Genomic DNA, 15,615 nt, shown 5'->3' with positions numbered 1-15,615 from the left:
ACCAGTTTGTCATCACAGACAGACGTAAAAAATAAAAATCATTTAATTCAAGTTCTTACATATCAATATTTTCAGTATTCGAGTGGTTAACGCCGAAATTGACTGTATAAAAGCGCCTCTCTAACTTGAAACTGATGAATTTAAGCTGATTTTATCCTTCATTTAGATTCGGGATCGCAGCAGATCCTATTTCGGCCCTCCGACTTAGCCCGATAAAGCGCCAGATCCGCCCGGTCAAACGCGCTCCAGATCGATTCACCGGCTTTAAGTTCTGTCAGGCCAAAACTGCAACTCAGGCTGACACCGGCAGAGAAAGGAAACTGTTTCATTGCAGACGCCAGACGCTCACACAAACGCCCCGCCTGCACACAGTCGGTATCCGGGCAGATGATCATAAATTCCTCTCCCCCCCAGCGAGCCACTAAATCATTTTCACGGGCCCCCTCCTTGAGCAGAGTGGCCAGCTCGCTGAGAATCGAATCCCCCACACTGTGGCCATGACGATCATTGATATTTTTGAAAAAATCTATGTCTATCACTATCAATGAAGTATGCCCTTGGGCCGTTTTACTGCGATGTTCGGCGGCGAAGTGTCGGTGGAAATAGTGACGGTTATACAGCTTGGTCAATGGGTCGTGGGTCGAAATGAACTCCAGTTCTCTATTGGTTTCCAGCAACTGATTGCGCAATTGTTCCAGTTGTTGATTCTTGGCCGTCAGTTCGCAGTTGTATTTACTGATCCAGCGATTACGAGCCAGCAAGGCACCGAAAATCAATGTTGCCACCGTCAACAATTGCCAGAACATTCGGTAGTCAGTCTGTTCCAACACCGCCATATGGCTCCACTGCCGATATAGTCTGGCCCTGTGCTCATCGGAAACCTGTGCCAACAGTCGATTGAGCTCGGGCAGCATCCATTTGCTATTCTCAGTCACCGCCATCCGGAATTGATCCTCTGGCCCGGCCCAACCGGCGATTTTGAGATTGAACAACCCACTCTGCTGAATGCGGGCGTTGATGGAATACATGGAGCCGATAAACAGATCCGCCTCACCGCTGGAGACCATCTCCAGTCCCTGCTGCTCTGTCTCGGCCAGCATAATGCGGATCTTGGGATAGTTCTGGCGCACATAATCCAGTAAGCGGTAGCCTCTGGGGATCACCAGGCTTCTATCACCGACCTGTTCCATACTTTGCAGAAAGGGTTGTTCACGGCGGGAAACCAATACATTGGGAGAGCGACTATAGATTTCGCTGAAGTATAAGAATTCGGCGCGCCTTGGGGTGTAGTTGAGCATGGGAGTGAATACGCAGCGTTGCTGCTTCAAGTAGGCTAATGTCTGTTGCCAGCTCTCGGTGGGCACCAGCTGAAACTGCCAATCTGTCTGCCGATCGATAAGCTCAAGAAAGCCAGAAGAGATCCCCACATGCTTGCCTTGGTCTATGCCTTCATAGGGCATCCAGTCGGGGTCGACACAATAGGGAATCGTGACAGCATTGACTGCAGCCGTTGCCAGTAAAAGGCTGCCAAACAATATGGGCCGCAAAAATCTCAACAATCTGTCTGCTCCGCCAATTCTGGGTACATTCAATATTAGTTCAAAAACATCGCCCCCAGATTGCGAACACTGTCAGAGAGGAACCCAGCCGTTAAAAGCAAAAGACCCGCACGAAGCGGGTCTTTGGATCACAGGCAATCAGCCTCAGTCTTCCACAGGGGAGACCACAAACAGCAGATCGCCTTGGGACACCTGTTGACCATTACTGTTGAGGATCCGCTCGATGCGGTATTTCTTGTCCTCTGGATACAGCTCGGCGCCTTTGCGGTTAAAGCCTGCCAATGTCACCTGAGAGAACATCTTCATCGCTTCGGTCAGTGCCAGCGTCTGATCGACGGTCACTATGTCGCCTTCCTTAACGAAGTCGGCTTCGCCCGGCGCCGGAGAGGTATAGAAGATACCTGCGCCCTGAGCCAACACCTTGAGCTCGTTGGACTCACCCACACGCAGCGATTCGGTATCCACACCTTGAGTTTCGGCAGCGGCTTCCATTTCGGCGATCAGGGCAGGGATATCCAGCTCGGCCATCAGGCGCGGCAGATAGTTGGTGTCATACACGCCTTCACGGAAGGTCTCGTCGGCCAGGATCCGCTTCAGCAGCGGGATGTTGGTGGCGATACCCTTGATGACCACCTGATCCAGATAGTCATACATCTTGGCAATCACATCGTCCCGGCTTTCACCACGGATGATGATCTGAGCAATCAGGCTGTCGTAGTATGGCGACACTTCTTTGCCATCGGCCGCGATAGAGATGATTTCCACATCATCGCGCTCAGGCATCACGCACTCAGTGATAAGCCCCGGGTTTGGCACCAGCTGCAGAACGCCCTGGCTGTCCAGCGCCGCCTTCTCGGCTGTCACCCGCACTTCCATCGCATAGCCGATTTCCTGCGGCTGCAGATCTTCAATGGAGCGACCGGCTGCCACATCGAATTGGGCGCTGACGATATCAATACCGGAAGTCGCTTCGGTTACCGGGTGCTCTACCTGCAGACGAGTATTCATCTCCATAAAGTAGACTTCGTTGGCATCCAGGTTATAGATGAACTCAACGGTACCTGCGCCCATATAGTCGGTGGCATCACCCAGAGCACGGGTGTATTCCATCACCTTCTGCTTGAGTTCTTCAGGCAGCATGGTGGAACCGGACTCTTCAATCACCTTCTGGTTGTTACGCTGCACCGAGCAGTCACGCAGACCCAGTACCTTGGTGTTGCCGAACTTGTCACGCAGCAGCTGAACTTCAATGTGACGCAGTGAAGTCACATATTTTTCCAGGTACAGGTCACCGTTACCAAAGGCGGCAGCCGCTTCGGTGGAGGTTTTCTGGAACAGGCCAATCATATCCTCGGGGCGCTTAACCACTTGGATACCCTTACCGCCACCACCTTGTACCGCTTTGAGCAGCACTGGGTAGCCGATTTCGTTGGCCACGTTAACCGCTTGCTCAGCGTTGGTCAAAATACCGTGAGAGCCGGGTACCACGGGCACATTCTGCGCCTGAGAGGTCTTGATGGCGTTGGACTTGTTACCCATGGTTGTCATCGAGTGCACACTTGGGCCAACAAAGTTCACGCCGTTGTTCACACACAGGGCGGCGAACTGTGGGCTTTCCGACAGGAAGCCAATCCCGGGGTGCAGCGCGTCTACCTGCTCATACTCGGCCACTTTCAGCACTGAGTATGCGTTCAGGTAAGACTCGTCGGAAGTATTACCGCCGAGACAAACCAGCTTGTCGTTTTCCTTGAGCATGTCGGCAGGAACCGACGTCATATCAGGATCGGACGCCACCAGTACCACATTGATGCCATTGTCGTGCGCCTTGCGGATCAGTTTCACCGCTGTACAGCCTCGGGCATGTACCAGCACCTTATCGATAGGCTTCATCAGGGTACGAGGATCGTCCTGAACTATCTCTTCGCTGACCTCTTCTACTTCAACCACCAGAGTCGACAGCGCGTTGGTCAACACGTCACCTATCTCGGCGTTAGGCATAGGCATCAGTGGATCTATGCTCTTGAGCTGTTCATCGAGTTGACTGCTGAATGGGTTATTGACCAGACCACTCATTGCCCCCGGCACCTTGGACAGGTAGTTGGACAGAGTAGAAGTAGATGGCAGATAAGCCGGTACCACCATCTGACCGGCAAACGGCATATTGGTACCGGACAGGTAATAGGTTTGCACCAGAGGATGAGTCACGAAGGATGCCTGGGCGCCACCGGTACAGTCACCAAAACCGAACATCAGCACAGGCAGTTCGTTGTCACGCACGAAACGGGTAATACGGTCGTTCACCACGGCCATGGAGAACAACGCAGCAGCACCCTCTTTGGTCTGCATACCGCCAGAGCTGATAAAGCAGATCACCGGCAGCTTGCGCTTGGCACACTCAATAAGCAGCGCGGAGAACTTCTCGGCACTGGCCATATCGAAGGCACCGGCCTGGAAGGCGGTGTTGGATACGGCAACCCCAACACGCAGCGCCTTGCCACCATGTTCAAAGTCGGCCAGACCCGTAATCAAACCACAGGGGCGAATGCCCTTGTCGAGTGCATCTTCAATAGAGAGACGGAAACCTGGGAAGTTGAGCAGGTTGGCCGACATCTTGTCGCCATTGAGCTCATCGAAGTTCTTGAAGAACTTGGCGATGATATTTTCCCAGGTCATATTGCCGGCTTTCTTCTCTTCACGCAGCACCTTTTGGATCAGCAGATCCTGGTACCCCATGGTCAAACGGTTCCAGAAGTCCTTACGACGACCGATACGCACCGGGTTGATGGCACCTGTATACTTGCCCTTATCCTCTTCACTGTCGAAGTATTCCGGCAGCAGACGTTCGAAGAAGTAAGTCAAGATCACGAACAGCGAATCGTTCAGCTGTGGGAAACCCACACTCTTCCACTGCTCTGTCTTGGTCAGCAGTTCGGCGCGATTGGACTGTGACATGAAGTACTTCAGCCACTTATAGAACTTGCTCTTATCGTTGGCCGTATCCTGAGTGGAAATCGCCCGGTCGATAGACTTGTGCAACAGACCATCCACAGACTGACGCGACAAGCTCTTGCTCATCATGGCTTCCTTGGCGATAGAGGCCAGGTTACCCACGACATTGTCGTACAATGCGTTGAATATCAGGATGTTGTAACACTGCCAAATAAAGTCTTCACGCAGCTCTTCATTGACCACGACATCCAGTACTGTCAGTTGGTTCAGTTCAGGCCAAGGCGCCTGAGTCACTTCCGCTGGCAGAGTTTCCAGGTAGTGAATAAGCCCCTTGAAGTTGTTGGCGGCATTACTCTTCCAACGGTGATACAGAGACCAACCTATGTTGAACAGCAGCGCCTTACGGGCCTTCTTATAATTCTCTTTCGGCTCACCCAAGATCAGACGGGTCAGCATGTTACGTTCGGTGGAAACGTCTTCACGCTTGGAGATGAAGTTACTCCACAGCTTGTTGAGTTCCTCGTCGTAAACCAGCTTGTCAGGGCTGGACAGCCAAGCCTGGAATACCTTTTCCTGCTCTTTCTGGATCCGGGCCAACAGATCCCCTTCGGGCACACTCACCTTGGACAGACGGCCATACTGATCCATAGAGATGGAGTGAATACGGCTGCGCAGGGTCAAATAACGCAGGTAACGGTAGGCGCTGCCGAACAGGTTAAGGTGCATGGTCGGACTGATGGCAATCGACATTTCCGCATTGGATTCCAGTGCCTTGAGGTTCTTGGAAGGCTCGAGGAAACGCTTGAGGCTGCGATCATAGTGTTCGCGCAGGTCATCTGACTCTTTTACAAACTGCACCGCGGCGCGTTCGATGGCCTCGATGGCGCTGATAATAGCGCGGCGCAGGTTGTGCTGACGCTCATCGCGATCATAAGGAGAGAAATCCACAATGCCGTCGATACAACCCGAGGTGTAGAGCTCTTCCGGAGACACGCCCACAGACTTGGCACACTCCTGCCATGAAAGGTTGTACTTGCGGGCGATGCTCTGCAGGCCCTGAGGCTGAATGGTGTTGAAAATACCATCACGCAGCGACAGCAGTATATTGGCCGCCGCCAGTGGAATAGCCCCGCCCGAATAACCGGCACCAATCACGATACCCAGAGTCGGCACATCGACGTTGGCACTCTCGGCAATCGCCTTGGAAATAGAATGCGCCTGGTTATGGCTGTTGGCCACCTCACCAGCATCGGCTCCGGGGGTATCAATCAGGTAAACAATGGGCATGGACAATTCGGCGAAATGACGAATCGCCTCACAGGCCTGCAGGTGATGTTCCGGCATCCAGGCACCGTTAGCCGTGGTGCGCTCCTGGGCGATAAAGCCGATGCGACGGTTACGACCACCAAAGTTCAACTCTATTTCGGCACTATAGAAGGGGCCATTGTGGCTCTCGGCGATCATCTTGCCTTTTAGATCGGCAATGATCCTTTTGGCCCCTGGGCGGTTCTTGTCCTGAGTAGGCTGGATAACTTTGGCAACATAGCCATCCACATCCAACTGCGCCAATGACTTTAAGTTACTCTGGATGGCATCGTCATCCAACAGACCCTTTATCTCTTCTGAAAGGCTCTGTTTGCTGTGCTCTGGAAACAGCGAAAAATCCTTAGCCAAATGCTCCGCCTGCAAAAACAGGGGATCCGGAGTCTGGGCTTGAGTCGTGTTTGTGGGCTGCTTTTTGCTGGTCATCTATCGATCCTCTGCTAAGCCTCTGAAATTTTTTAGCCAGTAAATATACCTTTGTTATCCCGTCAAATGCCATTAAACTGCCTTAGACACTTTGTTCCATTTTTGAGACAGTATTAAAAACATGCCAGATTTGAATGGGATGCTCCTATTTGCAGCAGTGGTCAGAGCAGAAGGCTTCTCTCAGGCGGCCCGCAATACCGGCCTGCCAAAGTCAACCATTAGTCGAAAAATCGCCCAACTGGAACAACAGCTTGGGGTACGCCTGCTGCAACGAAATACCCGCTCAATAAGCCTCACTCAGGTGGGTGCGCTCTTTTACCAACACTGTGACAGTATCTGCAACGAAGTGGAAGCGGCCAAGGCCACAATTGAGAATACTCATAATGATGTTTCCGGCTCTTTGCGGATTGCGATTCCGGTTTCCTTTAGCCAAGAGTTAATCGCCAATCTCTGCAGTGGCTTTATGCGTCTCTACCCCGGGGTCGAACTGGATGTTCAGTTTACCGATGCCGATGTGGGCTTGGTGGGCGAAGGTTATGACATCGCCATCAAGTATGGTCCGCTGCAACCTTCTGAACTTGTCGCCCGATTACTTTTTGAACGTCAGCCAATTCTGGTGGCCGGTCCCGGCTATCTCAAGGCCAAAGGGACCCCGGCAACCCCAGGAGATCTGGCCCAACACGATGGCATCTTGCTGGGTACCTCACGCTCGGCCCCCATTTGGCCGCTGGGCAAGGGTAGTCGTAAGACCATGGCCAGTTTCAGGCGTCGCACTCGGGTAAACAGTGCCATCATGGTCAAGCAACTGGCGCTGGATGACTTTGGCATCGCCATGTTGTCCCATTCGGTATGTAAGAACGAACTGGCCAGTGGCGCCCTGGTGCCACTACTGCCGGAATGGCCCATAGAGCCCTTCAAGGTCTATGGCGTCTATTCCTCCCGTCGACAATTGGCGACCAATATCAGCGTGTTCCTGGATTTCTTCACCAAACGCTTCAGCAGCCAGGAGTCGCTGCAATCTTTGATGATGTAGCCAATCTTTGCAGATGAACGAAGGCTGAGAAATCAATAACACAGCACACAAGTTGGCCTTCTCTGACTCATTTCTTGGCTCACTAGTCCCCTTCTTGCTCAAGGCAGCAGTTGTTCCTGCTTGAGCACCTGTTTCACCAGTTGTTGGCGCAACGGTAACTGGCTGGCCGAGGCCAGATCCAGATTAATGGCGAAATAGACAGTGTTGTCGTCCAACTCCAACCAACCGACCCACCAACCTATGGCCGGCGTACGCCGCACACCATAGCCTGTCTTGGCGCGAATGATATAGTCAGTACTCGCTTCGGTCAGCATCATCTGTTTGACAATTCGCTGGCTGCGCTCGGACACAGGCAACTTGTTGCCATGCAGTTGCTGCAGAAAATCCACTTGTTGAAACGCCGTTATCCTAAGCTGGCCGTCGAGCCAGAAACTGTCCGCTTGACCACCGATATCCTGATTGCCATATTGCAACTGCCGCACCATAGCCGCCATCACTTTGGGGCCTATCTCCCTGGCCAACTGCTGATACACAGGCACCACAGAATACTTCATTGCGGTGCGAAAACTCTGGTCCCGGTTCCAGGCAGCTATTTCACGAACCTTTCCGTCCCAGCTAAAACGACTGGTTTCATCGCGCACCGCCCCGGTTTCCAACGCAATAAGGCTGGAGGAGATCTTAAAGGTAGAAGCCGGAATAAAACCTTCGGCGGCGCGACTTAAATTGTTGGAGAGCCCCAAAGAACGCTTTTGATCCCAAAGCAACAAACAGCCTTTAACACCTGCGGATTCGAACAGCTTGTCCCAGCGGCGTACCTCTTGCCAACCCTCAGCCGTGACCTCAGAGCCGACGTCACTGACCTTGGTCTGCTCAGCTGCCACAGCCTGCGTTTGTTGAGCCAATAAACACAGCAACATGGGCAGCAGCAAACGCTTACTCATGCGCTTTCGGTGCAAAGCTTTATTCATCTCATTCCCCTTTTAATCCAGGCGGTCAAAGCAACGAGCATACAGCCCTGGGATGAATAATGGTCTGGCAAAGCCCTGCTCAATTGTGGCGACAATCTGGCAAGGCAACAGATAGCTTTCCAGTTGCTGGCGAGTGTTGCATACTTAACAAACGCATTACTTTACAACTCTATAAGCGAAAGGAACTGCCATGTTTAAGCCCAGCCTGGCCATAACCCTGCTATCGGGAACTCTGGTTTCTCTGTCGGCTCAGGCCGGTGTCGAAGAGGATCGCCTGCCTGCCGCCAATGAAAAAATGCCTCAAGTGGTCCAGCGCTATCAGGCATTGACTGACGATCTGTTAACAAAATACCGCCAACATACCGATGAGCTCAAGGTGACCCAAATGGTAGCGCACCAGGGGCAACGCCTGTGGCAACAGGCGGTCAGAGATGTGCAGTCGGGTCACAGCGACGATCGCTCCCTTTACTGGAGCCGGTTGCAGATGCGCGCAGAGCTGGACAAACAGTCGCCCAAGTTCAATATCGCCTCCTGGCAAAGAGAAATACTGACCAAGGCGGTGGAAAAGTCATCTCGAGGTTTCAGCGATATCGACTTTAAGGATGATGTCAGCATCAAGATACTGCTGACCGGATTCGACCCCTTCTTTCTCGATCGTAATATAGAGCAGAGCAACCCTTCAGGCCTAGTCGCCCTGGCATTGGATGGTTACCGCTTTTCGGTTAACGGCCGTCAGGCGCAGATAGAGACAGTGATGATACCGGTACGTTTCGCCGACTTCGATGAGGGCATCATAGAGTCGCTGTTGACCCCGGTTTACCGCGACAAGAGTGTCGACATGGTGGTCACTGTCAGTATGGGGCGCAGCGACTTCGATCTGGAGCGCTTCCCAGGCCGCAACCGCAGCGCCGAAGCCCCGGACAACCGCAATATTTTCACCGGCGCCAGTATACAGCGCCCTCTGCCCCCTAAGCTGGAAAACGATACCCTCAATGGCCCTGAGTTTGTCGAGTTCTCCCTGCCGGTAGCGGCCATGCAGAGTGTAAATGGCCGCTGGAAGGTCAACGACAACCATAGCGTCAGCACTCTTTCCCGCGGCGAGTTTCAGGCAAGTAGCCTGAGCGAACTGCAAAACAGCATTTCGGTGGAAGGCTCTGGCGGCGGTTACCTGTCCAACGAGATCTCCTACCGGGCTATCCTGCTGCAGAATCAACTCGGCAGCCGCATTCCCACCGGGCATATTCACACCCCGAGCATTGCCGGTTTTGAAGCCGATACCGAAACGGCAATTGTCGAGCAGGTCAAAGCCATGCTGACAGCAGCGGCCAAAAGTTTATAATCCCTGATTCAACAGAGGCGCGGTTGCGCCTCTGTTTATTTGCCGTCAATTCATACCAATTCGAGTTTCTCATGCTGAGTCAGTTGTTCAGATCCCTTAAAAGCGCCAGCACAGCTGAATACCATCAAGCGTCTGAACCGCAGCCTGAAGCTGCCGCTAGTGAAGCGCAGCAGGCGGTGCTCGATGCAATAGAACTTTGCTATCTCAAGGCGGAGGCCGCGCTGGGGCATGCACTAAAGCGCCCTTCGGTCAGTTTTACCCTGCGAGGCCGCAGCGCCGGTACTGCTCATCCAACCGAGAACCGCTTGCGCTTCAATCCAGTACTGCTGGAGCAAAACCTGCACACCTTCACCCATGAGGTGGTTCCGCACGAAATCTGTCACCTGCTCTGCTTCCAACTGCATGGCAAGACCCGACCTCATGGCAAGGAGTGGCAGAGCCTGATGCGGCGAATTTACGGCTTGGCGCCGCGTACCACTCACTCGATGGATATCAGTTCGGTCAAACCCAGGACCCTACCCTATCAGTGTGGCTGCGGCGTGGTGGAGCTAAGCATCCGCCGCCATAACAAGGTCATGCGGGGTCAGGCTAAATATCAATGCCGCCGCTGCGGCCAACTGCTAAGCCCTCAGCCATCCTGAGCCAAGTTGCCAAGCCTGGCGGCTTCTTTTACTATCTGCAGCAACAATTCCAAGTCTGACACCTGAAGTATCGGCTGTCGGCATCCTTAGTTATGATTTTAGGGAACAGAGTGATTTCATTCCTTCAGCGGCCGCTTGTGGCCCTGCCGCTGCTTTTGGCAGCCTCTTCTGTGCTGGCTTCGCCCAGCCATCCAAGCAGTTTTTCCGAAGCAAAAAAACGCGCCAGGACTATCTACAGCCAAAACCTGCCGGCGGTCAGTTTCTACTGTGGCTGCGCCATCAAAATGGAAGGCAAGAAATGGCAGCCTGACTTGGAAAGCTGCGGCTATCAAATCCGCAAACAAGAGACCCGCGCCAACCGCATCGAATGGGAGCACATAGTGCCTGCCTGGGAGTTTGGCCATCAGTTACAGTGCTGGCAAAACGGTGGTCGCAAGAACTGCAGCCGTAACGATAAGACCTTTAAGCGCATGGAAGCCGACCTGCACAATCTGGTGCCCGCCGTGGGTGAGGTCAACGGCGACAGATCCAACTTCAGGTTCAGCCAGTGGAATGCCAAACCAAACCAGTATGGCCAATGCCAAATGACCATCGACTTTAAGGCTCGTAAGGCAGAGCCACCGGCGCAGGCAAGAGGACGAATCGCCCGAACCTACCTTTATATGCAGCAAACCTATGGGCTCAAGATAGCCTCCAGCCAATTAAAGTTGTTCAAGGCGTGGGACAAAAGCTATCCAGTTGATACTATTGAATGCCAACGAGATCAGGCGATTGCCGCCTCTCAGGGCAATCACAATCCATGGGTGCAGGCTGCCTGCAGCCAAAGTGCCTTCAGTGGCAGAACACATTAAGCCTAAGGAACACAGAGCATGAGAGTGCCGAGAATTTATCACCCAGGTCCAATAACCACGGGGCAAGTCCTGTCATTGGATGATGATGCCAGCGCCCATGTCGGCCGAGTACTGCGGATGTCCAGCGGCGAGCAGATAAGCCTGTTCAATGGTGATGGCAAAGACTATCCGGCCACTATCGTCAGCGCCGGAAAGAAAGCCGTGGATGTGAACGTGCTGTCTGCCATGGACAATCCCTCTGAATCACCACTGGATCTGCACCTGGGGCAAGTGATCTCCCGCGGCGATCGCATGGACTTCACCTTGCAAAAATCGGTAGAGTTGGGGGTTAACACCATCACGCCACTGTTTTCAGAGCGTTGCGGCGTTAAACTCAGCGGCGATAGGTTAGAAAAGAAACTGCAGCAGTGGCAAAAAATTGTTATCAGCGCCTGTGAGCAATCCGGCCGTAGCCGGGTTCCTGAAGTGAGACCCGTCATGGAGCTGGCCGCTTGGTGCGCCGAGCCAACAACAGCATTGAAACTCAATCTGCATCCCAGAGCCGCTCACGGCATCAATGGCCTTGAGCTGCCAAACAACAAGGTGCGTCTCTTGATAGGTCCGGAAGGCGGCCTGTCGGAGCAGGAAATTGCCATGACAGAAACCCAGGCATTTACCGAAGTTCTGCTCGGCCCCAGAGTACTGCGCACCGAAACCGCGGCGCTAACCGCCATTACCGCATTGCAACTCAGATTCGGCGATCTGGGTTAACCATTTTCCGCCCAGTGGGCGTAACGAATAAAGGAAAGGCATCATGATCAAGCTCGGCATAGTGATGGACCCCATCAAGGATATCAACATCAAGAAAGACTCCAGCTTCGCCATGTTGTTGGCGGCGCAGTCTCGCGGCTATGAGCTCTTCTATATGGAGATGCAGGATCTGGCGCTGCTGCAGGGTGAAGCCTGGGCCAAGATGCGGCCACTCAAGGTTCAGGAAGATCCCACTGATTGGTATCAGTTGGGTGAAGCGACCGACACGCCGCTCAAAGAGCTGGATGTGATTCTGATGCGTAAGGACCCACCGTTCGATACCGAATATATCTACGCCACTTACATGCTGGAGCGCGCCGAAGAGGCCGGGGTACTGATAGTCAACAAGCCACAGAGCCTGCGTGATGCCAATGAAAAGCTGTTTACCGCCTGGTTCAGCCAATTTACCCCCACCACACTGGTCAGTAGCGATCCGCAGCGGTTACGCGCTTTCCATGCTCAGCATGGCGATGTGATCCTCAAGCCGCTTGACGGCATGGGCGGCACATCTATATTCAGGGTCAAGCAGGACGATCCCAACCTGGGGGTTATCATAGAAACTCTGACAGATTACGGCCAAAACTATGCCATGGCGCAGGTGTTTATTCCCGAAATCACCAAGGGTGACAAGCGGATTCTGGTCATCGACGGCGAGCCTGTGCCCTACTGTTTGGCGCGGATCCCCAAGAAGGGCGAAACCCGCGGTAACCTAGCGGCCGGTGGCAGCGGTGTTGCCCAGCCTCTTTCAGAAAGTGACTGGGCCATTGCCAGAGCCCTGGGCCCAGAGCTTAAAAAGCGCGGCCTGATCTTCGTCGGTCTGGATGTGATTGGGGATAAGCTCACCGAAATCAATGTCACCAGCCCCACTTGCATCAAAGAGATTGAAGCGGCTTTCGATGTCAATATCACCGGCATGCTGATGAATGCCATTGAGCAAAGACTGCAACAAAAACAACAAGGATGAGACTCTGATGAAACTGAGCCAACTCACGGGCGCATTACTGGGACTGTCATTGTTGCTGCCACTGGCAGCCGATGCCAATCAGTTGCCCAATCCCGCCCCTTCCAGACCCCAAAATATCGTGATCATGGTCGGTGATGGCATGGGGCCGGCTTATACCAGCGCCTACCGGTATTTCAACGACAACCCGGATACCGAAGAGATAGAACAGACGGTATTCGATCGCCTGTTGGTCGGTATGGCCAGTACCTACCCCGCCAGAGTCAGCGGCTATGTCACCGACTCCGCCGCCGCGGCAACTGCGCTGGCAACCGGGGTAAAAAGCTATAACGGTGCTATCTCGGTCGACACCCAGAAGCAACCGATCCCGACCATAATGGAAAAGGCCAAGCAGCGGGGCATGAGCACGGGAGTGGCGGTCACTTCCCAGATAAATCACGCCACACCGGCGGCCTTTTTGTCTCATAGCGAAAGTCGCAAGCACTATGTCGAGCTGGCCAACAAGTATCTGGAGACGGATGCCGATGTAATGTTGGGGGGCGGCCAGAAATACTTCGATCAGGAACTGCTGGCCAAGTTTGATGCCAAGGGCTATCAAATTTTACAGGAGTTCAGCACGCTTGAAAGCATCAAACAGCCCAAGGTAATGGGCCTGTTTGCCGAAGTACAACTGCCCTGGGTGCTGGACGACAAGGACGGCCATCGCCTCAGCGCCATGACAGGCAAGGCACTGGAGCTCTTGTCACAAAACCCCAACGGCTTTGTATTGCTAGTCGAAGGCAGTCTGATCGACTGGGCCGGTCACAACAACGACATCGCCGCCGCCATGGCGGAGATGGATGAATTTGCCCGTACCATGGAAGTGGTCGAACAGTTCGTGCGCCAAAACCCCAATACCCTGATGGTGGCCACCGCAGATCACAATACCGGCGGCCTCTCCATCGGCAGCAAGGGCAAATATGCCTGGAATCCAGAGGTACTCAAGGGGTTGTCTGCCAGTATCGACACTCTGGCCGCCGCGGCGTTGACCGCAGAAGACTGGCAAGCGCCGCTGGCTCAAGGCCTGGGTTTTGAGCTGGAACCCGCTTTGCTGGAGCAGTTGACCAAGGCCAGAATGCAAGGCAAAGAGACGCTGGCCAGCGCTATCAAACAGGAAGTGGATCGCCGCTCCAATACAGGTTGGACCACTGGCGGCCATACAGGCACAGATGTGCAGGTGTTTGCCACAGGCCCAGGCGCCGAGTTATTTATCGGCAATCAGGACAACACAGATATCGCCTCCAAACTGATAAGCTTGTTGCCCAAGGGACAACACACAACTCAATAGCCTAAGCGAATAAAAGGTTGGACCCGGGCTATCTAGCCCGGCCATGACAGCTATAAGATAAAAACAACCCGGCACTTGCCGGGTTGTTAATTTTCGGGAAATCGCAACCTAACTCTCGACGCCAGATAATTCACAGCGAACTCGTCCAAGCCGAGTGCCATCCAGGGTGTCAAGCGTTAGAGTACACCCTCAAAGCCTGTTAGCTTTTGGCCTCTTCCGGGCAGAAGTTGTCCATCACCAACGCACAAGCGGCATCACCGGTAATATTCAATGAAGTACGTATCATGTCGAATACCCGATCCAGGGCAAATAATAGTGGCAATCCATCAATAGGGATCTTGGCCGCCAACAACACGGCCACAACCAGGAACGAAGGCCCAGGCACCCCGGCCTGACCAATAGCGCCCAGAGTAGAGGTGAAGATAATCGCCGCATAGGCACCAAGACTCAGATCCACGCCGTACAATTGCGCAAAGAACATGGCGACCAAACCATAGTAAATAGCATTACCGCTCATATTGATGGTAGCGCCAAGGGGCAGCACAAAGGCGGCCGTGGCCTTGGAAACCTTTAACTCCTCCTCACAGGTTTCCATATTTACCGGCAATGCGGCCATAGAAGAGGCAGTGGAGAGCGCCATGACCTGTGGCTTTTTCATCGCACTAATAAATTGTAAGGCAGACACCTTGGAAAACAGTTGCACCACCAAGGGGAAGAAAATAAATCCATAGATCAGGATTGCGACTAAGAATACAACAAACAGGCTAAATACAGATTTCAAAGACCCAAAACCGAAAGTACCAACGGAGTCGGCCATCAAGCCAAATACACCAATCGGAGCCACCAGCATCACACAATTGATCATCCATACCAAGGCTTCTGTAACGGCATTGAGCGCGCCGAGGATCGGCTTGGCACCATCGCCCTTGACCTTGGTCAGTGCTATGCCAAAGAAAATACTGAACACCAGAATTTGCAGAATATTGCCGCCGGTCAGCGACTCAAACACATTGGTTGGGATCATGCCGATGAAAGTGTCCATCACCCCTGGCAATTTGCCCTGCTCTTTGGTCACTTCCATCAAATTGGTCACGCCATGGTCGCTAATATCGACCCCCATGCCGGGTTGGAACCAGTTACCTAGGAACAGCGCCAGCGCCACCGCAATACCGGAAGTCACCAAAAAGAAGCCAAAAGTGCCCAAACCTATCTTACCCGCCGAAGGCGTATCCCCCAGGCTGGCAGCACCAGAAATGATGGCCACGAGAACCAAAGGAATGACCAACATCTTGATCAAATGGATAAAAATGGTCCCTAATGGAGCAAACATGCTGGCATCTTGCCCCAACCACCAGCCGACCCCTGCTCCCAAAAACATGGCGATAACGACTTGTACGCCGATATTGCCAATCCAGTGCTTATTATTCATTTAACTGTCCCCGCCGCCAG

At 53.3% G+C, this 15,615-nt stretch carries 11 protein-coding genes; 7 read left to right on the top strand and 4 right to left on the bottom strand.

Annotated features, from left to right (window positions below; all coding sequences use genetic code 11):
* Window positions 1-158: 158 nt before the first annotated feature.
* Together K5621_RS03875 and K5621_RS03870 are read right to left on the bottom strand one after the other, a co-directional pair.
* Window positions 159-1,559 carry a diguanylate cyclase gene (locus K5621_RS03875; RefSeq protein ID WP_100142502.1) on the bottom strand — a complete coding sequence of 467 codons (1,401 nt, stop codon included), beginning with the start codon at window positions 1,557-1,559 and terminating at the stop codon, window positions 159-161.
* A 144-nt stretch (window positions 1,560-1,703) separates the two neighbouring features.
* On the bottom strand, window positions 1,704-6,257 hold the full coding sequence (locus tag K5621_RS03870) for an ATP-binding protein (protein WP_221050477.1): 4,554 nt from the start codon (window positions 6,255-6,257) through the stop codon (window positions 1,704-1,706).
* Window positions 6,258-6,378: 121 nt separating this feature from the next.
* Between K5621_RS03870 and K5621_RS03865 the strand changes: the two genes are divergently transcribed.
* Window positions 6,379-7,290: a LysR family transcriptional regulator gene (locus K5621_RS03865; RefSeq protein WP_100142500.1), complete on the top strand. Its 912-nt coding sequence runs from the start codon at window positions 6,379-6,381 to the stop codon at window positions 7,288-7,290.
* A 98-nt stretch (window positions 7,291-7,388) separates the two neighbouring features.
* Here K5621_RS03865 and blaOXA read toward each other — a convergent pair whose 3' ends face one another.
* A complete protein-coding gene (gene blaOXA, locus K5621_RS03860) occupies window positions 7,389-8,258 on the bottom strand; it encodes an OXA-55 family carbapenem-hydrolyzing class D beta-lactamase (protein WP_221050476.1) in 870 nt (289 codons plus the stop codon).
* 190 nt (window positions 8,259-8,448) lie between these two features.
* Here blaOXA and K5621_RS03855 point away from each other — a divergent pair, with 190 nt between their 5' ends.
* The 6 genes from K5621_RS03855 to K5621_RS03830 all read left to right on the top strand — a co-directional run bounded on the left by K5621_RS03855 (window position 8,449) and on the right by K5621_RS03830 (window position 14,166).
* Window positions 8,449-9,597: a pyroglutamyl-peptidase I gene (locus tag K5621_RS03855; protein ID WP_221050475.1), complete on the top strand. Its 1,149-nt coding sequence runs from the start codon at window positions 8,449-8,451 to the stop codon at window positions 9,595-9,597.
* A gap of 71 nt (window positions 9,598-9,668) precedes the next feature.
* The gene (locus K5621_RS03850) at window positions 9,669-10,238 is read left to right on the top strand and encodes a SprT family zinc-dependent metalloprotease (RefSeq protein WP_221050474.1); all 570 of its coding nucleotides are present in this window, start codon (window positions 9,669-9,671) and stop codon (window positions 10,236-10,238) included.
* Window positions 10,239-10,351: 113 nt separating this feature from the next.
* A complete protein-coding gene (locus tag K5621_RS03845; RefSeq protein WP_245003167.1) occupies window positions 10,352-11,089 on the top strand; it encodes an endonuclease in 738 nt (245 codons plus the stop codon).
* 18 nt (window positions 11,090-11,107) lie between these two features.
* Entirely contained in the window at window positions 11,108-11,839 is a 732-nt protein-coding gene (rsmE, locus tag K5621_RS03840) for a 16S rRNA (uracil(1498)-N(3))-methyltransferase (RefSeq protein WP_221050472.1), read from the top strand.
* A gap of 43 nt (window positions 11,840-11,882) precedes the next feature.
* A complete protein-coding gene (gshB, locus tag K5621_RS03835) occupies window positions 11,883-12,842 on the top strand; it encodes a glutathione synthase (protein WP_096140986.1) in 960 nt (319 codons plus the stop codon).
* Between the two features lie 7 nt (window positions 12,843-12,849).
* On the top strand, window positions 12,850-14,166 hold the full coding sequence (locus K5621_RS03830) for an alkaline phosphatase (RefSeq protein ID WP_221050471.1): 1,317 nt from the start codon (window positions 12,850-12,852) through the stop codon (window positions 14,164-14,166).
* A gap of 199 nt (window positions 14,167-14,365) precedes the next feature.
* On the opposite strand, the gene K5621_RS03825 is transcribed toward K5621_RS03830, so the two are convergent.
* Window positions 14,366-15,595 carry a dicarboxylate/amino acid:cation symporter gene (locus tag K5621_RS03825; RefSeq protein WP_100142496.1) on the bottom strand — a complete coding sequence of 410 codons (1,230 nt, stop codon included), beginning with the start codon at window positions 15,593-15,595 and terminating at the stop codon, window positions 14,366-14,368.
* Window positions 15,596-15,615 lie beyond the last annotated feature (20 nt).

It is taken from the genome of Shewanella carassii (assembly GCF_019670705.1).
GTDB classification, from domain to species: Bacteria; Pseudomonadota; Gammaproteobacteria; order Enterobacterales; family Shewanellaceae; genus Shewanella; species Shewanella carassii.
The sequence above is the reverse complement of the archived record's forward strand: the minus strand, read 5'-3'. Positions and strand labels throughout refer to the sequence as shown.

Excerpts from the sequence above, each read along its gene's own strand:
- K5621_RS03870 (WP_221050477.1), bottom strand. The coding sequence starts at position 6,257 with ATGACCAGCAAAAAGCAGCCCACAAACACGACTCAAGCCCAGACTCCG.
- K5621_RS03865 (WP_100142500.1), top strand. The coding sequence starts at position 6,379 with ATGCCAGATTTGAATGGGATGCTCCTATTTGCAGCAGTGGTCAGAGCA.
- blaOXA (WP_221050476.1), bottom strand. The coding sequence starts at position 8,258 with ATGAATAAAGCTTTGCACCGAAAGCGCATGAGTAAGCGTTTGCTGCTG.
- K5621_RS03855 (WP_221050475.1), top strand. The coding sequence starts at position 8,449 with ATGTTTAAGCCCAGCCTGGCCATAACCCTGCTATCGGGAACTCTGGTT.
- K5621_RS03850 (WP_221050474.1), top strand. The coding sequence starts at position 9,669 with ATGCTGAGTCAGTTGTTCAGATCCCTTAAAAGCGCCAGCACAGCTGAA.
- rsmE (WP_221050472.1), top strand. The coding sequence starts at position 11,108 with ATGAGAGTGCCGAGAATTTATCACCCAGGTCCAATAACCACGGGGCAA.
- gshB (WP_096140986.1), top strand. The coding sequence starts at position 11,883 with ATGATCAAGCTCGGCATAGTGATGGACCCCATCAAGGATATCAACATC.
- K5621_RS03830 (WP_221050471.1), top strand. The coding sequence starts at position 12,850 with ATGAAACTGAGCCAACTCACGGGCGCATTACTGGGACTGTCATTGTTG.
- K5621_RS03825 (WP_100142496.1), bottom strand. The coding sequence starts at position 15,595 with ATGAATAATAAGCACTGGATTGGCAATATCGGCGTACAAGTCGTTATC.